19 protein-coding genes are annotated in these 22,073 nt (G+C 67.1%); 14 read left to right on the top strand and 5 right to left on the bottom strand.

Annotation, left to right across the window (positions count from 1 at the left end):
- The first annotated feature begins 37 nt into the window (after window positions 1-37).
- From ACOOF5_RS02165 to ACOOF5_RS02145, 5 genes are all read left to right on the top strand, one after another.
- A complete protein-coding gene (locus ACOOF5_RS02165; RefSeq protein WP_420436130.1) occupies window positions 38-985 on the top strand; it encodes an ABC transporter ATP-binding protein in 948 nt (315 codons plus the stop codon).
- On the top strand, window positions 982-1,938 hold the full coding sequence (locus tag ACOOF5_RS02160; RefSeq protein WP_420436128.1) for a hypothetical protein: 957 nt from the start codon (window positions 982-984) through the stop codon (window positions 1,936-1,938). Before ACOOF5_RS02165 ends, ACOOF5_RS02160 begins: the two co-directional genes overlap by 4 nt.
- Window positions 1,935-2,951: an ABC transporter ATP-binding protein gene (locus ACOOF5_RS02155; RefSeq protein WP_420436126.1), complete on the top strand. Its 1,017-nt coding sequence runs from the start codon at window positions 1,935-1,937 to the stop codon at window positions 2,949-2,951. Before ACOOF5_RS02160 ends, ACOOF5_RS02155 begins: the two co-directional genes overlap by 4 nt.
- A complete protein-coding gene (locus ACOOF5_RS02150; protein ID WP_420436124.1) occupies window positions 2,948-3,748 on the top strand; it encodes an ABC transporter permease in 801 nt (266 codons plus the stop codon). Before ACOOF5_RS02155 ends, ACOOF5_RS02150 begins: the two co-directional genes overlap by 4 nt.
- 66 nt (window positions 3,749-3,814) lie before the next feature.
- The gene (locus ACOOF5_RS02145) at window positions 3,815-4,831 is read left to right on the top strand and encodes a glycosyltransferase family 2 protein (RefSeq protein WP_420436122.1); all 1,017 of its coding nucleotides are present in this window, start codon (window positions 3,815-3,817) and stop codon (window positions 4,829-4,831) included.
- Window positions 4,832-4,936: 105 nt separating this feature from the next.
- Here ACOOF5_RS02145 and ACOOF5_RS02140 read toward each other — a convergent pair whose 3' ends face one another.
- Window positions 4,937-6,700, bottom strand: a complete 1,764-nt coding sequence (locus tag ACOOF5_RS02140) for an acetyl/propionyl/methylcrotonyl-CoA carboxylase subunit alpha (protein ID WP_420436120.1) — start codon at window positions 6,698-6,700, stop codon at window positions 4,937-4,939.
- Between the two features lie 153 nt (window positions 6,701-6,853).
- Here ACOOF5_RS02140 and ACOOF5_RS02135 point away from each other — a divergent pair, with 153 nt between their 5' ends.
- Window positions 6,854-7,774, top strand: coding sequence for a biotin--[acetyl-CoA-carboxylase] ligase (locus tag ACOOF5_RS02135; RefSeq protein ID WP_420436118.1), 921 nt, complete (start codon window positions 6,854-6,856; stop codon window positions 7,772-7,774).
- Between the two features lie 245 nt (window positions 7,775-8,019).
- Window positions 8,020-9,516: a leucyl aminopeptidase gene (locus tag ACOOF5_RS02130; protein WP_420436116.1), complete on the top strand. Its 1,497-nt coding sequence runs from the start codon at window positions 8,020-8,022 to the stop codon at window positions 9,514-9,516.
- Between the two features lie 52 nt (window positions 9,517-9,568).
- On the opposite strand, the gene ACOOF5_RS02125 is transcribed toward ACOOF5_RS02130, so the two are convergent.
- Window positions 9,569-10,297 (bottom strand): hypothetical protein, encoded by a 729-nt coding sequence (locus ACOOF5_RS02125; RefSeq protein WP_420436114.1) that lies wholly within the window; start codon window positions 10,295-10,297, stop codon window positions 9,569-9,571.
- 162 nt (window positions 10,298-10,459) lie between these two features.
- On the opposite strand from ACOOF5_RS02125, the gene ACOOF5_RS02120 reads away from it, so the two are divergent.
- The 7 genes from ACOOF5_RS02120 (at window position 10,460) to ACOOF5_RS02090 (ending at window position 19,114) form a co-directional block, all read left to right on the top strand.
- Window positions 10,460-11,278, top strand: a complete 819-nt coding sequence (locus ACOOF5_RS02120) for an SIR2 family NAD-dependent protein deacylase (RefSeq protein ID WP_420436112.1) — start codon at window positions 10,460-10,462, stop codon at window positions 11,276-11,278.
- Window positions 11,279-11,367: 89 nt separating this feature from the next.
- The gene (moeB, locus tag ACOOF5_RS02115; RefSeq protein ID WP_420436110.1) at window positions 11,368-12,531 is read left to right on the top strand and encodes a molybdopterin-synthase adenylyltransferase MoeB; all 1,164 of its coding nucleotides are present in this window, start codon (window positions 11,368-11,370) and stop codon (window positions 12,529-12,531) included.
- 128 nt (window positions 12,532-12,659) lie between these two features.
- A complete protein-coding gene (locus ACOOF5_RS02110) occupies window positions 12,660-14,027 on the top strand; it encodes an FAD-dependent oxidoreductase (protein WP_420436108.1) in 1,368 nt (455 codons plus the stop codon).
- The gene (locus ACOOF5_RS02105; protein WP_420436106.1) at window positions 14,024-15,625 is read left to right on the top strand and encodes an LCP family protein; all 1,602 of its coding nucleotides are present in this window, start codon (window positions 14,024-14,026) and stop codon (window positions 15,623-15,625) included. The genes ACOOF5_RS02110 and ACOOF5_RS02105 overlap by 4 nt, the downstream gene beginning before the upstream one ends.
- Window positions 15,622-16,995, top strand: a complete 1,374-nt coding sequence (locus ACOOF5_RS02100; RefSeq protein WP_420436104.1) for a UDP-glucose dehydrogenase family protein — start codon at window positions 15,622-15,624, stop codon at window positions 16,993-16,995. The genes ACOOF5_RS02105 and ACOOF5_RS02100 overlap by 4 nt, the downstream gene beginning before the upstream one ends.
- 170 nt (window positions 16,996-17,165) lie before the next feature.
- Entirely contained in the window at window positions 17,166-18,047 is an 882-nt protein-coding gene (locus tag ACOOF5_RS02095; RefSeq protein WP_420436102.1) for a hypothetical protein, read from the top strand.
- A gap of 23 nt (window positions 18,048-18,070) precedes the next feature.
- A complete protein-coding gene (locus ACOOF5_RS02090; protein ID WP_420436100.1) occupies window positions 18,071-19,114 on the top strand; it encodes a sugar phosphate nucleotidyltransferase in 1,044 nt (347 codons plus the stop codon).
- Window positions 19,115-19,226: 112 nt separating this feature from the next.
- Here the strand turns inward: ACOOF5_RS02090 and cofE are convergent, their stop codons facing one another.
- The 3 genes from cofE to ACOOF5_RS02075 form a co-directional block, all read right to left on the bottom strand.
- On the bottom strand, window positions 19,227-19,937 hold the full coding sequence (cofE, locus tag ACOOF5_RS02085) for a coenzyme F420-0:L-glutamate ligase (protein WP_420436098.1): 711 nt from the start codon (window positions 19,935-19,937) through the stop codon (window positions 19,227-19,229).
- Complete coding sequence (gene cofD, locus ACOOF5_RS02080) at window positions 19,934-20,881, bottom strand: 2-phospho-L-lactate transferase (RefSeq protein ID WP_420436096.1); 948 nt, start codon at window positions 20,879-20,881, stop codon at window positions 19,934-19,936. The genes cofE and cofD overlap by 4 nt, the downstream gene beginning before the upstream one ends.
- A gap of 92 nt (window positions 20,882-20,973) precedes the next feature.
- The gene (locus tag ACOOF5_RS02075; RefSeq protein ID WP_420436094.1) at window positions 20,974-21,954 is read right to left on the bottom strand and encodes a GDP-mannose 4,6-dehydratase; all 981 of its coding nucleotides are present in this window, start codon (window positions 21,952-21,954) and stop codon (window positions 20,974-20,976) included.
- Between the last annotated feature and the right edge of the window lie 119 nt (window positions 21,955-22,073).

Below are 22,073 nucleotides of genomic sequence, written 5' to 3'. Positions count from 1 at the left end.
AGCCTGCACACTGCGGGGGTTGGCCTAGGTTGAGCGCGTGAGCGATGCTGCCGCAGATCCCTCGGCGATCGTTTCCACGGTTGCGCTCACGCAGCGGTTCGGGTCGACAGTGGCGATCGACGCCTTGGACGTGTGCATGCGGCCCGGCATTACCGGCCTCGTCGGCGCGAACGGCGCGGGCAAGACCACGCTGCTCAGTGCGCTGCTCGGCTTGCGCCCTCCGACGTCGGGCTCAGCGACCGTGCTTGGACTCGATCCGCGCAGCCAAGGCGCCGCTCTGCGGGCCAAGGTGGGTTTTGCCCCCGAGCGTGACGTGCTTCCCGACGAGATGCGCGCCGTGGACTTCGTTCGCCACCTGGCTCAAGTACGCGGCCTGCCGCGCAGCGAGGCACGTACCCGCTCATCGGACAGCCTGTGGCTGGTCGGGCTCGGCGAGGAGCGCACACGCACGCTCGGCACGATGTCCACCGGTCAGCGCCAGCGGGTCAAGCTCGCGCAGGCCATCGCGTCCGACCCCGAACTGGTGCTGCTCGACGAGCCGACATCGGGACTCGACCCCACGCAGCGCAGCGAGATGCTGACGTTGATCGGCGAGATCAGCAGCGAGTACTCCGTCAGCGTCGTGCTGTCGTCGCACCTGCTTGAAGAGGTCGAGCGGGTCTGCGATCACATCGTCGCTCTCGACGCGGGTCACCTAGTCGCTGACGGGCCGATCGAAGAGCTCATTGGCGACGGCGACGGCATCACGCTGGAACTTGTCGACATCGCCGAGCCGGCGGGAACGGTCGACGTGGTCGAGAGCACGCTGCGCCTTGGCGGCATCGAGGTGGAGCGCGTGGGCACCACGCTCCGGCTCGGCGGCAGTGACCCTGATGAGCTGAGCGATCGGGTCCGCGACGCAGTTGCGGATGCGGGAGCGCGCATCCGGCGCCTTGAAGCCCGCAGGCGCACGCTGGCCGACTTGTTCGAGGTTTCAGCGGTATGAGCGACGCAACGGGAACTACCGACCTTCGTGAGCAGGTGACCGAGGCTGACGACGGCGCTGCACAGATACTCGACCATCGCTACCGGCCCTACAGCGGCAGCCGCCACGGTCTCGGCGGCGCCATGCGGGCCGTGATTGGCTCGTCATTCAGATTCACGCTCGGCTTCGGGCGTCCCGCACGCCACAAGTTCTTGCCTTGGCTGGCCGTTGTCGTCGCCTTGGTTCCCGCAATTGTGTTCGTGGGCATCGCGACGGTGCTCGACATCGATCTGATCTCTGAGAACATCCTGCCCGAATACCACGAGTACTACGGCCTCATCCAAGCGGCGTTGTTCTTTTTCTGCGGAATCGTTGTTCCCGAAATCCTGGTCGCTGATCGCCGTAACGGGATGCTGCCGATGTATCTGGCCACCCCGCTGCGATTGTGGAGCTATCTGGCCTCGAAGGCCGCCGCTGTCGCGGCGACGCTGGCAGTGATCACTGTCGGGCCGCTGCTGTTCCTGCTCGTCGCCTACACCATCGAGGGATCCGGCCCTGCTGGGCCGGGCGACTGGCTGATCGTGCTCGTACGCATCTTGGGCTCCGGCATCGCTATCGCCGCCACCATCACCGCTGCCAGCCTGGCCATCTCGAGCCTGACCGATCGGCGGGCGTTCGCCGTGATCGGCGTCATTCTGCTCCTCTTGGGCTCACAGCTCGTCACCGGGGTGCTCGTCGAGGTGGCCGAGATGGACCCCCGCATCTATGCGTTCAACCTCGGCGAGATCGGCGGGGCGCTCAAGGATCGGATCTTCGGCGTCGGACCACCGATGCCGGGCGGCGGCGAGTCGTCGCCGGGGCAGCGCATCGGCGAGTTGTCAACGTTGTTCGTGGTGGCCGTGAACGCCGCGTGGGTGGCGGTAGGCGGAGCCGTGCTGTGGTGGCGCTACCGCCGGATCGAGGCGAGCCAATGAGCGCCCGCCCCCGCCCGGTGCCCGCACCGAGTCTCGACGAGCGCGGTGACGCTGCGGCCGAGTCGCGTGCTGAGGCCATCGAGGCCGCTGCGCCACCGTCCGGCATGGTCGAGGTGCGCGGTGTCTCAAAGTTCTTCGGCGACGTCGTGGCGGTGTCGGGCGTGACGTTCACCGTTCGCGCCGGCGTCACTGCCCTGCTCGGCCCCAACGGTGCAGGCAAGTCGACGCTGTTTCGCATGATGTGCGGCCTCACCCCGCCGTCGAGGGGCACCGTGCGTGTCCTGGGCGCCGATGCCCGCACTGACCGCGACGTTCGGGGCCGGATCGGATTGTCGCCCCAGCAGGACGCCCTGTTCGACCGGCTCGACGCGCTCGATTTCGTGAAGATCGCAGCCGCTACTCACGGCGTCGTGGATCCAGGCGCGGCTGCACGAGCGGCGCTCGGCATCGTCGAACTCGACCCAGACGACGATCGACCGGTATCGGGCTACTCCAAGGGCATGCGCCAGCGCACCAAATTGGCCGCGGCACTTGTCCACGATCCCGAGGTGCTGATTCTGGACGAACCGCTCAACGGGCTCGATCCCGTTCAGCGGCGGCGCATGATCGACCTGCTCGAAGATCTCGGCGCGCAAGGGCGCTGCGTGCTCGTGTCGTCGCACGTGCTCGAAGAGGTCGCCCGACTCGGATCGCGAATTCTGGTCATTGCGCAGGGCCGCCTCGCCGCCAGCGGCGACTACCGCGAACTGCGAGAGCTGATGGACGATCGCCCGCACCGCATCAGCATTGAGGCCGACAGGCCACGCGATCTGGCCGCGTCGCTGGTCAGCTCGGGCACTGTCGTCGGGGTGCGCATAGATGGGGATGTGGTGGTAGCCGACACGCTGGAAGTGGACCGGCTGGGGCGCGAGATCGCGCCCCTGGCGAAGGGCCTCGGCGCTCGACTCCGGCAGGTCATCCCGCTGGACGAAGACCTCGAATCGGTCTTCCGCTATCTGGTGGAACGACGATGAGCGCAACCCTCGACACCGCGTCGCCCCCGCCGCAGCGGCATCGTGTGGGCGTCGTCGCAGCGACGGCGTTGTGCTACCGGGTCCTGATCCGCCAGATCGTCTCGGTTGGTCGCCTGGCGGCGCTCGGCGCGCTCGGCGCGATCATGATCGTGGTCGGCTGGGTAGTGGGCAATTCGACGAATGGCGGGGAGTCCGCCAGCACCGGCGCACTGTTCAACGGCGCCAACTATGCCGACGGCTTCGGACTCATTGTCATCGTGCCGATCGTGTCGCTGGTCTTCGCCTCGGCGGCGCTGGGCGATGTTCGCGACGACGGCACCCTCGTGTACTTGTGGCTGCGCCCCATCGGCCGCGCCCCGTTGGTGATCGCCGCAGCGGCTGCGGCGGTGACGGTCTCGCTGCCGCTGTGCGTCGTGCCGACTGCGTTGGGCGGCTGGTTCGCGGCTGACTTCGTGGCCGACTCAGGGGGTGTCGCGCTGGGTGCGCTGGCCGCGGCGGCGCTGGGGACCGTCTCCTACTCGTGCCTGTTCGTGCTGCTGGGGCTGCTGTTTCGCAAAGCCGTCCTGTGGGGGATCGCGTATGTGCTGCTGTGGGAAGGCTTGGCGGTGGGCCTCGGCGATTTCGCCGAACGCCTGTCGCTGCGCGGGTATGCCCGCTCGGTGCTCGCACAGATCTCCGATGTCGATCTTGGCTTCACGACGTACGGGCTCATCACGGCGATCGCCGTGCTCGTTGGCGTCTCCGTGGTCAGCACGGCGTTCGCCACGGTTCGACTCGGCCGCCTCAACGTGGACTGACCTCACTCGCTGGGTCAACCCGAAACTGAGTTCCCGCGTGTCGGGGATACCCGACACAATGGGCGGGTGCGGCTGGTCATCCAGATTCCCTGCCTGAACGAGGCGGAGACACTTGGGAAAACACTGGGTGTGCTGCCGCGCGAGGTGCCCGGCTTCAGCGAGGTCCTGTGGCTGGTCGTCGATGACGGCTCAACTGACGACACGGCAAGAATCGCCCGCGACCACGGCGCCGACGCAGTCGTCAGCCTCACGCAGAACAAGGGACTCGCAGTGGCCTTCGCCAGCGGCCTCGACGCCGCGCTGCGCATGGGTGCCGACGTGATCGTGAACACCGACGGCGACAACCAGTACGACGCGGCCGACATCGCCAAGCTCACCGAGCCGATCGTCGCCGGCCGGGCCGACCTGGTGATCGGCTCGCGCGACATCCGCAACCACCCTGAGTTCTCGCCGCTCAAGAAGCGGTTGCAGCGGCTCGGCTCGTGGACGGTCCGGCAGGCCTCGGCGACCGATGTGGCCGACGTCACCTCCGGATTCCGTGCCTACAGCCGGGAGGCAGCGCTCGCAGCGAACGTCGTGTCACGGTTCACCTACACGCTTGAGACGGTGATCCAGGCCGGCAAGTCAGACCTCGCAGTCACCGATGTGCCGGTGCGCGTGAATCCCACGACTCGCCCGTCCCGCCTCTTCAAGTCCAAGCGCCAGTACGTGCGTAGGGCCGCGGGCACGATCGTCCGCGTCTATGCCATGCACGAACCGCTGCGGGTGTTCGCAGTGCCTGCAGCGCTGTTCGCCGCAGTCGGTGTGTTCCTGTTCGCCCGATTCGGATGGTTCCTGGTGACCTCAGACGGCTCAGGTCACGTGCAGTCGCTCATCATCGGTGCCGTCTCGCTGCTGGTGGCCATGCAACTCGTCATGCTCGGCGTCCTGGCAGACCTGCTGCGCGCCAATCGCGTGATCGCCGAGCGAACGCTGCGCCGGGTCCGCACCATAGAACTCGACGTTGGAACACTTCTGAATGAGCGACAGGCGGCGGAACGACGACGCTTCGAGAACGTGTCCGGCGAGGGAACAGATCACTGAGCAGTGAAGGCGGCAGGGGCATCTGCGACGTTGCGACCCGCCGGCACGCTGGAGCTGGAGACCCTGCCGCCCTCACCGCGGGCGCGCGCCCAGCTCCAGCCGAGTTCAGGAAATAACGACGACCACGTCGCCGGCGCCGACGGTGTCGCCCGGCTCGACCTTGATCTCGCTCACGGTCCCCGAGCGGTCGGCGTTGATGCTGTTCTCCATCTTCATGGCTTCGAGCACGACCACGCCCTCACCGGCCGCCACCACTTGGCCGACCTCGACGAGGATCTTGACGATCGTGCCCTGCATCGGGACGGTCACCTGGCCCGTCCCGGCGCTGGCCGAAGCAGCACCGCTTGCGCGCCGGGGGCGAGCCGCCGTGTTGGCGGCGCTGGCTGGCGGTGCTGAATCGGGCACCCATGCGCTCACCGAGAATCGCTTGCCGTCGACTTCCACCACCACATCTCGCCGCACGAGAGGCACGTCTTCGCCGTCGGACCCCCCGGTGGGCTCGGCGTCGATCTTGCCGCTCACGCCGCTCAGATCAAGCCGTTCCTCCACCCACTTGGTGCTGTGGGTGCCGGCCTGAAAGTCGCCTGAGGCCATGATCTCAACGTGGGCTGCCGCGGTCGTTGCGACGCCGCCGACGCTCAGCTCGCCGAGGGCCCGCTGCATGCGGCCGATGGCGGTCGGGCGATCTGAGCCCCACACGACGAGCTTGCCGATGAGGTTGTCGTAGTACTGGCTGACGGTGTCGCCCGCTTCGTACCCGCCGTCCCAGCGGACGCCGAACCCGTCGGGCACAAGCAGCGATGTCAGCGTGCCCGGCGACGGCAGGAATCGGCCGTCTGCGGGATCCTCGGCATTGATGCGCGCCTCGATCGCGTGGCCGACCGAGGTCACTTCCGACTGTGTGAACGACAGCGGCTCTCCGGCCGCAACGCGGATCTGCTCGCGAACCAAGTCGATGCCGGTGACCATCTCGGTGACCGGGTGCTCCACCTGCAGCCGGGTGTTCATCTCCAGATAGAAGAACTCGCCGTCCTGGTACAGGAACTCCACGGTGCCGGCGTTGGTGTATCTGCAGCCACGGGCCACCGCCACCGCGGCATCGCCCATCGCCTTGCGTACGGCGTCATCGAGCAGCGGCGCGGGGCTCTCCTCCACCAGCTTCTGGTGCCTGCGCTGCGCGGAGCAGTCGCGCTCGCCCAGCCACACGGCGTTGCCGTGGCTGTCGGCGATGATCTGCATCTCGATGTGGCGCGGCCAGGTGAGGTACCGCTCCATGTAGCACTCGCCCCGTCCGAAGAAGGCTTCGGCTTCACGCTGTGCGGACGCCAAGGCAGCTTCGATCTCGTCGGGTCCGTTCACGACCTTCATGCCGCGGCCGCCGCCGCCATAGGCCGCCTTGATGGCGATGGGATAGCCGTGGTCGGCGCCGAACGCTTCGACGTCATCGGTCGAAGCGATGACCTCGGTGGTGCCGGGAACGCCGGCGACGCCGGAGCGTTCGGCGGCGAGGCGTGCGGAGATCTTGTCGCCCATCACCTCAATGGCCTCGGGCGGCGGTCCGATAAAGGTCACGCCTCGCTCGGTGATGGCGCGGGCGAAGTCGGCATTCTCGGAATAGAAGCCGTAGCCGGGATGAACTGCATCGGCGCTGCACCGCGAGATGACATCCAGAATTGCCTCGGTGTTGAGGTAGCTCTCGGCTGCTGTCTGGCCGCCTAGGGCGAACGCCTCGTCCGCGAGGCGCACATGCAAGGCGTCTCGGTCCAGTTCGCTGTACACGGCGACCGTTGGAATGCCCAGCTCGCGGCAGGCCCGGATGACTCGCACCGCGATCTCGCCCCGGTTGGCGATGAGGAGCTTGCTGAACACGAATGAAGTCCTAACTGTGAGGTCCTGGCCGCAATTGCCTGTCGGTGCAGGCCGACCGCTGCCAAGTCGGGCCAGTCGGCATCACTTCATTTTCGACCGGCAGCGGGCAAGTCTGTCGGCTGTCGCCGCGAGTGCCACCGCTACGCTCGGTGTGTGCCTGGTTCACACGACGCCAGGGCCATCGAGTCCCCGCATTTCAGCTCCGTACCCCGCACCCGCTTCACCCACATCGAGTGGTACGACGAGATCGGTTCGACCAATACCGAACTGCTTGATCGGGCCCGCCGGGGAGCGCCCGAAGGGGTGGTGCTGATCACCGATTTGCAGACCGCCGGACGCGGTCGCCGCGGTCGGCGTTGGACGGCGCCGCCGGGGACATCGTTGATGATGTCGGTGCTGCTGCGACCGCCGCCGGGTCCGCTGCCTCCGACTCGAGCGGCCTTGGTGACGCTGGCGGTTGCGCTGGCCGCCGCTGACGCCTGTGAGCAATCCAGCGGCGTCAGGCCGCGGCTGAAATGGCCCAACGACCTCGTCATCGCTGAGGGTGCTGGCAGTAGCAGTGCTGGCCGCGATCGAAAGCTGGCGGGCATATTGGCCGAGTCGATGAGCACGCACGGAGCGCTCTCCGCGCTCGTGGTGGGCATGGGCCTCAACACCGGCTGGCCGCAGGTCCCGCCAGAGCTGGAAGGCGTCGCGACAAGCTTGAACCTGGAAGCAGGCGCGGAGGTGGACCGCACGGCGCTGGCCCGCCGGGTGCTCGAGGGCCTCGAGGCCCGCTACGAGCTGCTGTGCAGGGCCGATCACAGCTTGAGCGGCGGTTCGGGCGCTGCCGCTGTGCTGGACGAGGCGCGCTGGAATTCCGCGACGCTCGGCCGCCGGGTGCGCATCTCGTTCGATGCGACGGCCGACAGGCCCGCGACCGATGACCTCGAGACTGGCTCCCCCATCCTCGAGGGGCTTGCGAGCGATCTCGATGCGCACGGGCGGTTGCTGGTCACCGACGATGCCGGGGCGATCCACACCGTTGCGGTCGGCGACGTCGTGCACCTGCGGCCGGCACCCGGGCCGCAGTGATCTCCCATCGGCGCTTCGCCGAAGCGCCGATGGGTGAGCCCTTCCGCTGTCGCACCAGTTGTTTCCCGCTCTTGTTCCCGATTTCCATTGACTCGGCGGCCACGGGCCGCTCGGGCCACGGCTTCGCCTATCGGCTCAGCCTCTTCGCGAGAATCCTCAGCGTCGGGTGCTGCCGTCAGGTAGAACCGCACTGCGGGCGCTGCTCACCGCCGTCCGCGCCCTATCTCCGACTAAGCGAGGACGCCGTGCCGCTCACTGTTTCGCCTGATGCCTTCGAGGTTGTCACCGACCCCGCCGCTGCGATGCCGACTGCCGCCGCCGACCGGCCGGTGCGCAGCGATGCCCTCGACACGCTGGGGGCCACGCCGAACTACTTGGCGGCCAGCGGCTTCGATGGCTCCGCGGGCAGCACGGCACTCATGGCCGGCATCGCCGGCACTGCAGACGACACGATGCCGATCGCGGTTGGGCTCGGCGCTGAAGGTCTGACTGCCGCCGATGTCCGCACAGCGGCGGCGAATCTGTGGCGGGCAGCGTCGAAGGTCGACTCGCTGACTTCGGCGTTGGCTGCAGTCGCGGCCGACGACCTCGGCGCCGATGTTGCCCTCAGCGCGGTGGCCGAAGGAATGCTCCTCGCCTCCTACGGGTTCAACGAGCACAAGGGCGATCCGCCCGATGATGATGCGCTCGATCGCATCGTGCTCGCTGTGCCTGACGGCACCGACACCGCGGCTGCTCTCGCTCGGGCCGCGGCGGTGGCCGGCGGTATCGCCCTGGCCCGCGACTTGGTCAACCAGCCGGCCGGAGCGCTCACGGCGAGCGGACTCGCCGATGCTGCCGTCGAGGCCATCGAGTCGGCTTCCGCAGCCACTGATCCGGCGGCGGGCACTGCTTCAGTCGAGGTGTGGGACCGCGAGCGGTTGGCGTCGGAGCGATGCGGCGGGCTGCTCGGCGTCAATGCGGGTTCCACGGAGCCGCCGGCGCTCATCCGCATGCGCTGGCAGCCGACTGCCACGCCGCGCGCCACGGTTCACCTGGTCGGCAAGGGCATCACGTTCGACACCGGCGGGCTCAACCTCAAATCCTTCGAAGGCATGGAGTGGATGAAGATCGACATGGGAGGCGCCGCTGCGGTCATCGGGGCGATGAGTGCCATCGTCCGATTGGCACCCGACATCGCGGTGACCGGCATCTGCTGTTGCACCGACAACCAGCCCGGCCCTACGGCCACCAAGCCCGGGGACGTGCTGCGCATCCGCAACGGCAAGACGGTCGAAGTGCTCAATACCGACGCCGAAGGCCGGCTCGTCCTCGCTGACGGACTGTCGCTCGCCGTCGAGGAGGAGCCCGACCTGGTCGTGGACCTCGCCACGCTGACGGGTGCCTGCATGGTGGCGCTGGGCGACAAGTACGCCGGGCTCATGGGCAATGACCCGGCGGCGATCGAACGCGCCCAGGCTGCGGCGCACGCTGCTGGAGAGCGTCTTTGGCACCTGCCGCTGCCTCCCGAATACCGCGAGCAGCTCGACTCGCCGATCGCCGACCTGCGCAACATCGGCAAGAACCGTTACGGGGGCACGCTTCACGCGGGATTGTTCTTGTCGGAATTCGTAGGCGAGACACCATGGGTGCACTTCGACATCGCCGGACCTGTGCGCACCGATGCCGACGCCGGCGAACTGGCCAAGGGAGCATCGGGCTTCGGCGTGCGCACGCTGGTGGAGCTGATCTGCGGCTGGTGACGCGAACCGCCAGGCCCCTGGGCCGGCGACGGCGCGCGCACAGCCGGAGGGGCTAGGCGCGGCGAGGGGCGCGCGGCCGCACGCAGCGCTCGGCCCACGCCCATGCCGTCGCCTCGTTGGCGGCGCTCGGCGCCAGCCCGAGCGTCACGAGCCGCTCGGCAGACTCGTGCAAACCGTGGCCGAGCGTCAGCATGCAGATCGCGAGCAGCCGCGTCTCGCCGACGGAGAAATCCGCATGGCCGTCGGTCCGCGACCAGTGGTCGACTTCCGAGCGCAATTCCGGCGGCATCCGCATCTGCAGGCGGCGGGGCACCGGTGGCACCCGCGTGCGGACGATCAGCACCGCGTCGTCGTCGAAGTGCGCCATGTCGAACATGCCGCAGCGTTCGATGGTTCTCATGAAGGTGCTCTGACGGCCGCCGCGGTGCTGCAGCCCCAATCGCCGGGCGGTGGAGTCGAGGTCCAGGTGGAGCTCCTCGCCGGGCGGCAGCTCGTCGAATTCGCGAGCGAGCAACCGCAACAGCCACACGGCGCTCGGGCCGAGAATCGCAACCCAGAATCGCTCCACGTAGATCGAGCGCGGATCGTGGCCTCGACGCCGCAGCTTGGGATCGTCCCACGGCCGCACCCGCAAGACATGCACTGGATCACCTGACGAATCGTCGAACGCTGCGGGGCTTGGCTCGGTCTCGGCGCCGCCAACCAGCCTCAACGCGGCCGCAGCGGACGGATCAGGCGCCGTTCGACGTTGGGGGACGGCGTGTATCTCATCAGCTCGCACGGGGGCTCTCCTTCTCGACGGCGTGCCACGTTGGGCCGCGGTTGTTGTTCGTTGCCGAACACAATCTTGTATATCGAAAAATACTAATACAACATGAAAGATGCTGTAAAGTGCACATCGTTCGTCAGATCAGGTCGCTTGCCATCAGTCAGACTGTGATCGATGAGCCCAGACGAGAAAGTCCCAGCGTCCGATTCGAGCCCCGACATCGATGACGACGTCCGAACAGTGGCGCGATGGATCGACGAGGCGAGCGCCATCACGGTGCTCACCGGCGCCGGGATCTCCACGGATTCGGGAATCCCAGACTTCCGCGGCCCCAATGGCGTGTGGACCAAGAACCCAGCCGCCGAGAAGCAGGCGACGCTGCAGAACTATCTGGCCGATCGCGAGGTGCGGGTGCTGGCCTGGCGGGCCCGCATGGATCACCGAGCGTGGGGCGCCGAGCCCAACGACGGTCATCGAGCCCTCGTGCAGTTGGAGCGTCGCCGCAAGCTGGTGTCGCTGCTGACGCAGAACGTGGACGGGCTGCATCACGACGCCGGGTCCGATCCGGACAAGATCGTGGAAGTGCACGGCACGATCCGCGAGGTTGCGTGCCTGGAGTGCGACTACCGCGAAGAGATGGGTACCGTGCTCGACCGGGTTCGGCTCGGCGCCGACGACCCGCCCTGTCCCGACTGCGGGGGGATTCTCAAGAGCGCCACGATCAGCTTCGGCCAACAGCTCGTAGCGCGCGATCTCTTGCGAGCCCAGATCGCAGCCGAGAATTGCGATCTGATGCTGGCCGTGGGAACCACGCTGGCCGTCTATCCGATCGCTGCGGTGGTACCGACGGCTAAGTCCGCAGGCGCGCGAGTGGTGATCGTCAACGCCGAGCCCACCGAGATGGACCACCTCGCCGACATGGTTCTGCGCAAGTCCATCTCGGAGGTCCTCCCCCGAATCTGCGGCGGCACGCCCCGACCGCGTGCTGTGTGACCAATTCCTGACCAAATAGGTAGGATTTAGGTCCTGAGTCTGGTCTGATGACTGGGCGCTCCCGAATGCGACGACTTGGGAGGCCTCTGATGCCCTCGTTCCGCGAACTGCTGACAGCGACAAAGCGCGAGATCACCGAGATCGACACCGCCACAGCGGCGCAGTGGATCGCGGACCGCGAGCCCGTCGTGCTCGATGTGCGCGAGCCCGACGAGTACGAGCAGGGTGCCCTCGCCGACGCGATCCACATTCCGCGCGGGCACCTCGAGGCTCAGATCGAGAACCGGCTGCCCGACCACGATGCGGAGATCATCATCTATTGCGCCGGCGGCGTGCGTTCGGCATTCGCTGCGAAAACGCTTGCCGAGTTGGGCTATCCCAACTCTGTGTCCATGGATGGCGGTTTCGGCCGATGGAAGGACGAGGGCCGCCCCTGGTCCACGCCGGCCTCGCTCGGCCCCGAGCAGCGAAACCGGTACCAGCGTCACCTGCTGCTGCCCGAAGTGGGCGAGGCCGGGCAGCTCAAGCTGCTCGACGCCAAGGTGCTCATGCTTGGCGCAGGCGGCCTCGGCTCGCCCGCCGCGCTGTATCTGGCTGCCGCCGGAGTCGGCACCATCGGCATCATCGACATGGACGTGGTGGACGAGTCCAATCTGCAGCGCCAGATTCTCCACAACGTCGACCGTGTCGGCGATCGCAAGGTCGACTCGGCCAAGAAGACCCTGACCGCGTTGAATCCCGATGTCAACGTGGTCACCTACGACACGCGGCTCGGCGCCGACAATGTGCTCGAGATTCTCTCGGGCTGGGATGTGATCGTGGACGGAGCGGACAATTTCCCGAGTCGTTACCTGCTCAACGATGCATCGGTGAAGCTGGGCATTCCCGTGGTGCACGGCTCGATCTTTCGCTTCGAGGGTCAGGTCACCGTGTTCGACCCGAAGAACGGCCCGACCTACCGCGATTACCTGCCCGAGCCCCCGCCGGCTGAGCTGGCACCGTCGTGCGCCGAGGCCGGCGTGCTGGGCGTGCTGCCGGGAATCGTGGGCTCGATCCAGGCGCTTGAGACCATCAAGCTGATTCTCGGCACCGGCGATTCGCTGTCGGGCCGCATCGTCGCCTTCGACTCGCTCGAGATGACCTTCCGCGAATTCCGGTTGCGGCCCGACCCCGCCAACGAGGTCACCTTCGCCAATCGCGAGCGCATCACCGTCAGTGAGCTGGACGGCCTCTGCAGCCCCACGCTGAGCTGACCCCAGGGGCTGTGCCCCGCGCCCGCCCGGCTCGTGGGCCCAATCGCACGAAGACTCAGGATCAGAGCGGAAAGCACTGGGTGCCGCGACGAAAGTGAGGCCGGGGGGCACCGGTACGCTGCGGATCCATGGCCCAGAAGCGCTTCGTCGTGATCGGCGGTGGCCCGGCGGGCCACTCCGCAGCCACCTACGCAGCCCGTTATGGCGCCGACGTCACGCTTATCGAGCGCGACATCGTGGGCGGCTCCGCGCACCTTCGCGACTGCGTGCCGTCCAAGACCATGATCGCCACCGGCTCGGCGCTCAGTTTTGCTGGTCATCTCGACGAGCTGGGGCTCGCCAACGTGTTCACGTCGGTCGACACGCCACACCTTCGCCAGCGCATCGGCGACATCGAGGAACGTCTCGCGGAGGTCGCACGGCAGATGCTGATCAGCCAAGGCGTGCGCATCCTGTCGGGTTCGGGTCGCTTGCTGGGGCCCAACGAGGTCTGTGCCGACACGGCGGACGGCGCGATCGAGCTGTCGGCCGACGTCGTGGTGCTGTCGACCGGCAGCCGTCCCCGGATCCCCGACTGGGCGCCCATCGACGGGGAGCGAGTCCTCACCACGCGCGACGCGTACCCGCCCGCCGAGCTTCCAGAGCACCTCGTCGTCGTGGGCTCTGGGGTGACCGGCGTGGAATTCGTGCACATGTTCACCTCGCTGGGCTCGCAGGTCACGCTGATCGTGAGTCGCCAGCAGGTGCTGCCGCATAAGGACCCCGAAGCCGCTGCGGTGCTGGAGCAGACCTTCAGCGACCTCGGCGTGGCCCTGCTCAAAGGGGCGCGTGCGGTGAGCATCGAGCGCTCAGGCGACGCCGTCGAAGTCGTCTGCAGCGATGGGCGGACGGTGCAGGCGTCGCATGCGCTGATTGCGATCGGATCGATCCCCAATAGCGACGGCTTGGGGCTGGAGAACACCGATGTGGGAGTCGACGGCGAGGGGTATGTCGAGGTCGACCACAACCTGTGCTCGTCGGTGCCCGGCATCTACGCAGCAGGCGACCTGTCGGGCAAGCTGCCGCTCTCATCGGTCGCCGCCATGCAGGGCCGCAAGATCGTGGAGCACGCGGTGGGTCTGCACGAGTCCCGCCCTCACCGCCATCTCGACTACGACAAGGCGGCATCGGCCATCTTCACCGAACCCGAGATCGCCGATGTCGGGCTCGCGGAAGCCGAGGCATTTGCCACGGGCCGCAAGATCCGCGTCACCAAGGTGCCCTTCGGCGCAAACGCCAAGGCACTGATCGAGGAGAATCCCCGCGGCTTCGTCAAGATCGTCTCGGACCCGCTGACCGGTCAGGTGTTGGGCGGCTCCATCGTGGGCCGCCACGCAGCGGAGCTGATCTCGGTGGTGGCTCTCGCCGTCAGCGCAAACCTGCGGGTCCAGGACATCGCCGAAAGCTTGTTCGTGTATCCGTCCCTGAGCGAGGCCCTTTCCGAGGCAGCTGAGTGAGCCATCGCAGCCGGCGGACTCGCCTCGTCCTTGTCGCGCTGGCAGTTCTGACCCTCATGGGAGCAGTCGCGACTGGTGCATCTGCATTTGTGCTGCTGCAGCTCGGACGGATCGAGCGGCACGAGTTGGCCGATGTGCTGACCTCCGCCCCCCGCCAGCCCGTGACTGCGGCCGACGTGGTGATCGACCAGCCGATCTCGATCGCTGCGAATCCTGACAGCGAGACAGCCGTGGGCGATGAACGCAACAGCGAGGTCACCCGAGGCGACGGCATCACTTCGGTTGTCGACTCGAATTCACCTACGGACTCGCTTGACGCCGTCGACCTCTCCGCCGGTGAACCCGTTCTGCCGGGCGGCTCGACTGGGGAGAACTACTTGCTGGTCGGTACCGACAGCACCCTGGGACTCGCGCCCGACGATCCGCTGCGCAACGGCCACTCGGATTTCAGCCGGCTGGCAGACGTGATCATGGTGATTCGCTTGCGAGATGACGGCACGGCGGCGATGATGTCGATCCCGCGTGACCTAGCGGCGGAGATCGCGGGCACGAGCGATATTGCCGGAACCGGCGTCGTCGCCAAGATCAACAGCGCCTACAACCGCGACACCACCACGGCGGCGCGCGCTGCCCGTCTGATCGACACGGTCGAGAACAACCTCGGCATCACGCTGCAGCACTACATCGAAGTCGACTTCCAAGCGTTCCTGCGGCTGGTCGATGCTGTCGGCGGCGTCACCATGAGCTTTGACCGGCCGCTGCGCGACCAGCTCAAGGAAGACGCCACTGATCCGGCGGACAGCCGCAGCGGGTTCTTCACCCCCGCAGGCACTCATCGCCTCGACGGCAGGCAGGCACTCGCCTATGTCCGCAGTCGGCATCTCGAAGCCCAGTCGGATGACGGAACCTGGCAGCGCTACGGCGCTTGGAACGATTTGGCCCGCAACGACCGCCAGCGGGCGTTCATGCGCATCGCGGCTGGGCAGGTTGCACCCGCCTTGTTTGCAAACCCGCTCAAGTTGCTCTCCGTGCTCGACATAGCGGCTGACCATGTGTCGACGTCGGACACGCTGGGCACTGTGAGCGACGGCCGCAGACTCGCATCGGAGTTCTCCGGCATCGACTTCGACGCCGACGTTGAGGACTACAAGCTGAGGCTGGTGGATGTCCACGAACCCGTGAGGTGGTCGCTCGGGCTGGACCCCGAGCGCGCCGAGCACAACCAGCGCGTGCTGGACGTGTTCGCAGGCATCGGCTGGGACGACATTGTCGAGTCGCGCGTGACAGTGCAGGTCACCGGCACCGGACGGCACCGGCTAGCAGCAGAGCTGGCCGAGATCGGCTTCGACGCGCAGGCTGCTGGGGCGATGCCAGAGGGCATTTCGGAACCGCCGGGGACCACGGTGGTCTACCTGGCCCCGGTGGGACGGCTTGCCGCGGGCCTGCTGGCCAGTCACCTGCTGCCTGTGCCAGAATTCGCCGGCTATGCCGAGCTCGACGCAACCACGGTGATCCTGCACATCGGTGACGAGCCGCCTCGCACTGACCCCGGTTACCGGAGGGTCGATGTGCCTGCCGCCGAACAGCTGGTGCCGTGAGCGCGGCATCGCCCCAGCACCGCATCCTCGTTGTCGGCGCCGGCTACGTCGGCCTCACGACGGCTGCGTGCTTCGCGCACCTCGGTCACGACGTCATCTGTGCCGACATCGACCGTGCCAAGGTGGCGTCGCTGTCGGCGGGTGTCGTGCCGATTCGCGAGGCCGAACTTGATCGACTCGTTGCTGAAGGCATCGCCAAGAGGCGCCTCCGCTTCGTGATCTCGGCCGAGACGGTCGCGGCCACATGCGACTTCGCCTTCATCTGCGTGCCGACGCCGCTGCGGGACGACGGCGAGACCGAGCTCAGCTACTTGCTGACAGCGCTCGATTCGGTGGCCTCCCGCCTGCAGCCTGGCTCTGTCGTGGTGACCAAGTCGACGGTGCCGGTGGGCACCGCTCCCAAGATCGCTGCGGCGCTGGGGCGAACCGATGTGGCGCTGGCGTCGAATCCCGAGTTTCTGCGAGAGGGGTCGGCAGTCCACGACTTCCTGGCACCTGACCGCATCGTCATCGGGGCCGACGACACCTCAGTGGCACGCCGGGTGGCGGCGCTGTATGCCGGTGTGGAGGCACCGGTGATCCTCAGCGATCCGACATCAGCCGAAACCGTCAAGTACGCGGCAAACGCCTTCCTGGCCGCCAAGGTCTCATTCGTGAATGCGCTCGCAGCGGTCTGTGAAGCCGTTGGCGCCGATGTCGACACCGTCCTCGCAGGGGTAGGCACCGATCACCGCATCGGCTCGGCATACCTCCAGCCCGGTCCCGGCTGGGGCGGATCATGTCTGCCGAAGGACACTCGTGCATTGGTGTCGGTCGCCCATGACGCGGGGTACGTCTTCGACCTGCTCGAAGGGGTCATCACCGTCAACGAGCAGCAGCTCGAGCGTGTGGCCGACAAGGTCGCTCGCATGGCCGCCGACGGACCAGGCGGTCGGTCCGATCCGGGCGCTGATGAGATGGATCTGCGTTCCTGCGATCTCGACGGGGTCACCGTGGCCGTGCTGGGCCTGACCTTCAAGGCCGGGACCGATGACCTGCGCGGTTCCCCGGCGCTGCGGGTTGCCGAACGGCTCAGTGCTCGTGGAGCGCGTCTCGTGGCGTACGACCCGGCGCTCGCCGATCTCGATAATCGTCCCGACATCGCCGCGCAGCTTCCGGCGACCCTCACGGTGAGCGGCTCGATGTACGACGCCCTCGCGGGTGCCGATGTGGCCGTCGTGCTCACGGAGTGGCCCGAATTCGCCGACCTGGACTGGGAGCGGGCGGCTTCAGTGATGGATGCAGCTCGCATCGTGGATGCACGCAACCTGCTCGATCCAACCAAGCTGCGCGCAGCGGGCTTCGTCTACGAAGGTCTCGGCCGCCGCTGACCGCCACAGCGAAAGCGCACCCGCGTCACATCTGCGGGGGCGGCAGGGAACTCTGCGACGTTGCGACCTGCCGGATCGCTGGAGCAGAGGGCCCTGGTGCCCCCGCCGCGGCGGCATCCGCGCAGCGCACTCACTCATAGTCGCCAAGCGCCGGTAGCTTGTCGCCCCGTATGGCGAGATCAGCCGCTGCCAAGAAGGTTGCCAAAGCAGCGAGCGCTGGCGGAAGCGGTAGGAGCTTTCGCCCCCGGCGCGACATCCTGTTTCCAGCGGCGATGCTCCTCGTCGTCGCACTCGGTGTCGTGCTGATTTTGGTGGCCCGCAACGAACGCTCTGCGAATGCTCCCGCAGGCCCGCCGCGCTTGGGCGATCACTGGCACTCGCTCTACGCGATCTACGACTGTGACGAGTTCATCTTCGACCTGTACCCCAACGACGTCGATGACCAATCGGGCATCCATACACATGGTGACGGGCTCATCCACATTCATCCGTTCCACACCGGCGTGACAGGCCAGTTCGCCACCGTGGGAGCGTTCATGCGCGAGATCGAGGTCGAGATGACCGACTCGAGGCTCGAGCTTCCCGATGGGACCATTCTCGATGAGTCCGGCGACGGATGTGCCTCACCTGACCCCAACAGCGACGACCCCGACATAGCCGAGCCGGGAGCGGAACTGCGCATCATGCGCTGGGAGACTCTCCAGGCCGAGAAGGCGCTGGCGTTCACCGATGATCTGCGCGACGTGCGCTTCCTTGGCGATGGCCAGATCTTCGTGTTTGCCTTCGTCCACCCGAGCATCGACAACGCTGACGTTCCACGACCCGACGACGCCTTCCTGCGCGCCTATCTCAATCTGCCTCCGGAAGATCAACCGTTGATCGACGACTTGAACCAAGAGGGACCGATTCCCGACGGGGGCGAGAACGAGCCAGCCGAGGGCGATCTTCCCGAAACGTCCGAGCCCGCCGAAACGTCCGAGCCGGCCGAACCCCCCGAGCCCGCTGCCGAGGAGAACTCGATGGGCAACGAACAGTCGAGCGCCGCATCCTGAGTCTCCGGCACGAGGATCTGCAGATGAAGGCGATCCTGCTGCTGGGCGGATTCGGCACCCGGCTGCGTCCGCTGACCAACGACACCCCCAAGCAGATGCTGCCGGTGTGCGGCCGTCCGATGATCGAGTGGGTCTGCGAGCACCTGTACCGGCATGGCGTCTCCGAGGTGGTGCTCTCGCTGGGCTACCGCGCTGAGGCGTTCACCACTGCCTACCCCCACGGGCGCATCGGCCAGCTCGCATATGAGGTGGCAGTCGAGCCTGAGCCGCTCGGCACGGCGGGAGCTGTGCGATTCGCCGCCGAGGCGAGCGGCATAACGGGACCGTTCTTCGTGCTCAACGGCGACGTCCTGACCGACCTGGACTTGGGAGCCCTCGCGAGCTTTCACCGCAGTTCGGGAGCCGAAGCCACCATCGCGCTGCAGCCGGTCGCCGATGCGACGCGGTACGGCCTCGTGGTGACCGATACGTCAGGGCGGGTGCTGTCGTTCTCCGAAAAACCGGACCAGGGCTCGCTGCCCGCCGCGCAGCCGCATTCCGAACGACCAACGATCAGCGCTGGCAGCTACGTGCTCGTTCCAGCGGTGCTCGATCGCATCGCGCCCGACCGGTCCGTCTCCATCGAGCGGGAGATCTTCCCCCAGATCGTCGCGGACGCAGCATTGGCTGCGCTGGTGTCCGACACATACTGGCTCGACACAGGTACGCCGCAGCAGTACCTGGCGGCAAGCCTGGACATCGTCGAGGGTCGCCGCCCTCATGCCCGGGTGCCGAACGGCACGACAGTGGCATCAGCGGGCGTCCATCCGACTTCGCGCATCCAGACGTCGGTCGTGGGATCCGGGTGCCTGATCGGACCCGATGCCGTCGTCCAGCGCTCAGTCCTGGGAGACGGCTGCCACCTCGACGCTGGAGCCGTCGTAGTCGATTCGGTGCTCGGCCCCGATGTCGTCGTCGGTGCTGGAGCCCTGCTCAGTGAATTCGCGGTGGTCGGCAGCGGCGAACGGGTTGCTCCGAGTGCCGTACTGCGCGCCCAGCGCCAGCCGCCCCCTGGCCTGGAGCGATAACGGAGAGGACCAGATGTCATAGCTGCGGAGGCGGCAGGAGACTCTGCGACGTTGCGACCTGCCGGATCGCGGGAGCAGAGGGTCCTGCCGCCTCCTCAGCGGGCGCGCCTATCTAGCGGAACAGGTCTTCGGCTGGCTCGCGGATGATCTCCGACCGCACCGAAGCGCGCCTCAACCAGCTCGGGTCGACGCCCCGCACGATCGCAACTGGCACACCCCGAGCCTTGCCGCACACCAAATCGGCAGCGGAGGCGATCTCGTCGGCCACGCACACTTCGGTGACCATGAGCTCGCGTCCCAGTGCATCGTTGGTGCCTTTGAGATCGACGACCGCAGCGATGCCCGCGCAACCGATGGCCACGTCGGTGACGCCGCGCCGCCACGGACGCCCGAATGTGTCGGAAATGATCACCCCGACGCTGCACCCTGACAATGCCCGGATGCGGTCACGGATCTTGTTGGCGGAACGGTCGCTGTCGTCGGGCAGCAATGCGGCGTAGCCCCGCTCGACGTTGGACAGGTCGATTCCTGCGTTGGCGCAGATGAATCCGTGTTTGGTCTCGCTGATGATGAGATCGCCACGCCGACGCAGGATGCGAACCGACTCGCGCTCAACCAGGGGCTTGTGCGACAACGGATCGTCGGGATCGATCTGTTCCATTGCTCCCTCGGCCTTGGAGACGATCTTCTGGGTCACGACGAGCACGTCGCCCTCAGCCAGACCGGCGGGTGACGTTTCGCAGGCACTTGCGATGACCGCTCCGAGATCGGCGCCGAGCGTGATCTCGCCGATGCCTTCGACGGGGTGCAATTCGATAGTCATGTGATTCCCCTCGCGCCGGCGGCGTCCAGCGTTGCCCGGGCCAGCGAGGCGGCACGGTCCGGGTCGGCCATGATGGTGTCGGTGACGACCGGCGTCATCCCTGCTTGCGCCACTTCGCCAGCGAGCAAGGCATCAGCGTGGTCGATCACCAGGGTGCTGGCGAAGCCGGCGTAGAGCCGTGCGACCCCGACGACGCTGGGTTCGTGACCCAGTTCACTCATCATCGCGCCCGCGGGCCCCTTGATCGATGCGCCGCCCACGATGGGCGATACGGCGACGACGTGGTCACGGCGGCTGGCGAGCGTCTCGCGCACCTGTGGCACGCCGACGACCGGGCCGATCGAGACGAAGGGGTTCGACGGCGCCACGACGACGGTCTCTGCGTCTTTCAAGGCATCGAGCACACCCGGCGCTGGCTTGGCGGTGTCGATGCCAGCGAAGCGAATCGAGCCCACAGCGATGCCGTGCTGGTGGGCGACGAAGTATTCCTGAAAGTCGATCTCGGCGGCCCCGTCGGGCTCAGCGGGGGTGATTCGGGTTGCGATGGCGTCGTCGCTGACCGGCAGCAGTGTCAGCTCGAGGCCGAAGCTGGCAGCGATCTCAGCGGTCACCTGTGACAGAGATGCGCCCTCGCTGCGGCGCTGTGTGCGGAAGAGGTGCAGGGCAAGGTCCAAATCGCCGAGCTTGAACCAGTCCTGCCCGCCCAGTCGCCCCAATTCGATGAGCACCCGCCACGTCTCGCCTGCCCGCCCCCAGCCGGTCTCAGGGTTGATCTGGTCGGCGAGCGTGTAGGTGACGGTGTCGAGGTCGGGACTGATGCTCAGACCATGCAGCGTGAAGTCGTCGCCGACGTTGACGATCGCTGTGACGTCGGTCGCTGGGCGGACGCGCAGCAGCCCGTTCAGGAACCGGGCTGCCCCCACACCGCCGGCCAAAACTGCCACATGATCCTTCGGCACGGGCTGAGACGTTAAGCGGTCCGACACGCAATCGCGCCGGCCGCTCGGTGTTGCGGCGTCACCGGGTTCGCGTCGGCTCAGGCGAGTTTGCGGCGTTCGATCTCGAGGTCGTGGGCCACCATCGAGGTGACCAGAGTTTCAAAGGGCATCTGGGGCGCCCAGCCGAGAACGCGATGCGCCTTCGATGCGTCGCCGACCAGCAGGTCGACCTCGGCTGGGCGGAAGAAGCGAGGGTCGATGCGCACATGCCGCTCCCAGTCGTCGATACCCGCAGCAGAGAAGGCGAGCTGCACGAACTCTCGAACTGAGCGCGCCTCGCCGGTGGCTATCACGAAGTCGTCGGGCTCGTCCTGTTGCAGCATGAGATGCATCGCTCTCACATAATCGCCGGCGAAGCCCCAATCACGTTTGGCTTCGAGGTTGCCCAAAGCGACCTCGTCTTGGAGGCCAAGCGCGATGCGGGCAGCCGCGTTGGTGACCTTGCGGGTCACGAATTCGAGACCGCGGCGAGGCGATTCGTGGTTGAACAGGATTCCGCTGCAGGCGAAGAGCCCGTAGCTCTCGCGGTAGTTCACCGTGGTGTGGTGGCCGAAGACCTTCGCCGAGCCGTAGGGGCTGCGTGGGTGCAGCGGCGTCAATTCGTTCTGCGGCGTCTCGCGCACCTTGCCGAACATCTCGCTGGAGGAAGCCTGGTAGAAGCGGATCGGATTGTCCTGGCCGCCTACGAGGCGGATCGCTTCCAGCAGGCGCAGCACGCCGAGGCCGTTGACGTTGGCGGTCAGCTCGGCTTGCTTGAACGAGAGCGCCACGTAGCTGATCGCACCGAGGTTGTACACCTCATCGGGCTGGGAGTACTCCAGCGCGGCAATGAGCGACGGCAGGTCGGCCAGGTCGCCTCCTACCAGTTCGACGAAGGGCAGACCGCTGGCCAGCGCATCGGCGTGCGGGTTGCGCTGGCCGGTGACCACGCCCACCACCCGGTAGCCCTTGGCGTGCAGCGTCTCTGCGAGGTATTGGCCGTCCTGACCGGTGATGCCAGTGATGAGCGCCGTAGACACGGAGGCGGCTCCGGGAGCTGATGTCGGTCGTGGTGATGCCGTCGTAGCGTACGTCGAGTCGGGCGGAGTGCCCGCGTGTGCGAGGCAGTGACCGGTACCGTGCCATAGGTGGCTCTTTG

The sequence above is a fragment of the Candidatus Poriferisodalis sp. genome (assembly GCF_965214215.1).
In the GTDB taxonomy this organism is placed as follows: domain Bacteria; phylum Actinomycetota; class Acidimicrobiia; order Acidimicrobiales; family Poriferisodalaceae; genus Poriferisodalis.
The sequence above is the reverse complement of the archived record's forward strand: the minus strand, read 5'-3'. Positions and strand labels throughout refer to the sequence as shown.

Coding starts and splice junctions, on each gene's coding strand:
- ACOOF5_RS02160 (WP_420436128.1), top strand. CDS start 982: ATGAGCGACGCAACGGGAACTACCGACCTTCGTGAGCAGGTGACCGAG.
- ACOOF5_RS02155 (WP_420436126.1), top strand. CDS start 1,935: ATGAGCGCCCGCCCCCGCCCGGTGCCCGCACCGAGTCTCGACGAGCGC.
- ACOOF5_RS02150 (WP_420436124.1), top strand. CDS start 2,948: ATGAGCGCAACCCTCGACACCGCGTCGCCCCCGCCGCAGCGGCATCGT.
- ACOOF5_RS02120 (WP_420436112.1), top strand. CDS start 10,460: ATGAGCCCAGACGAGAAAGTCCCAGCGTCCGATTCGAGCCCCGACATC.
- moeB (WP_420436110.1), top strand. CDS start 11,368: ATGCCCTCGTTCCGCGAACTGCTGACAGCGACAAAGCGCGAGATCACC.
- ACOOF5_RS02110 (WP_420436108.1), top strand. CDS start 12,660: ATGGCCCAGAAGCGCTTCGTCGTGATCGGCGGTGGCCCGGCGGGCCAC.
- ACOOF5_RS02095 (WP_420436102.1), top strand. CDS start 17,166: ATGGCGAGATCAGCCGCTGCCAAGAAGGTTGCCAAAGCAGCGAGCGCT.
- ACOOF5_RS02090 (WP_420436100.1), top strand. CDS start 18,071: ATGAAGGCGATCCTGCTGCTGGGCGGATTCGGCACCCGGCTGCGTCCG.
- cofE (WP_420436098.1), bottom strand. CDS start 19,937: ATGACTATCGAATTGCACCCCGTCGAAGGCATCGGCGAGATCACGCTC.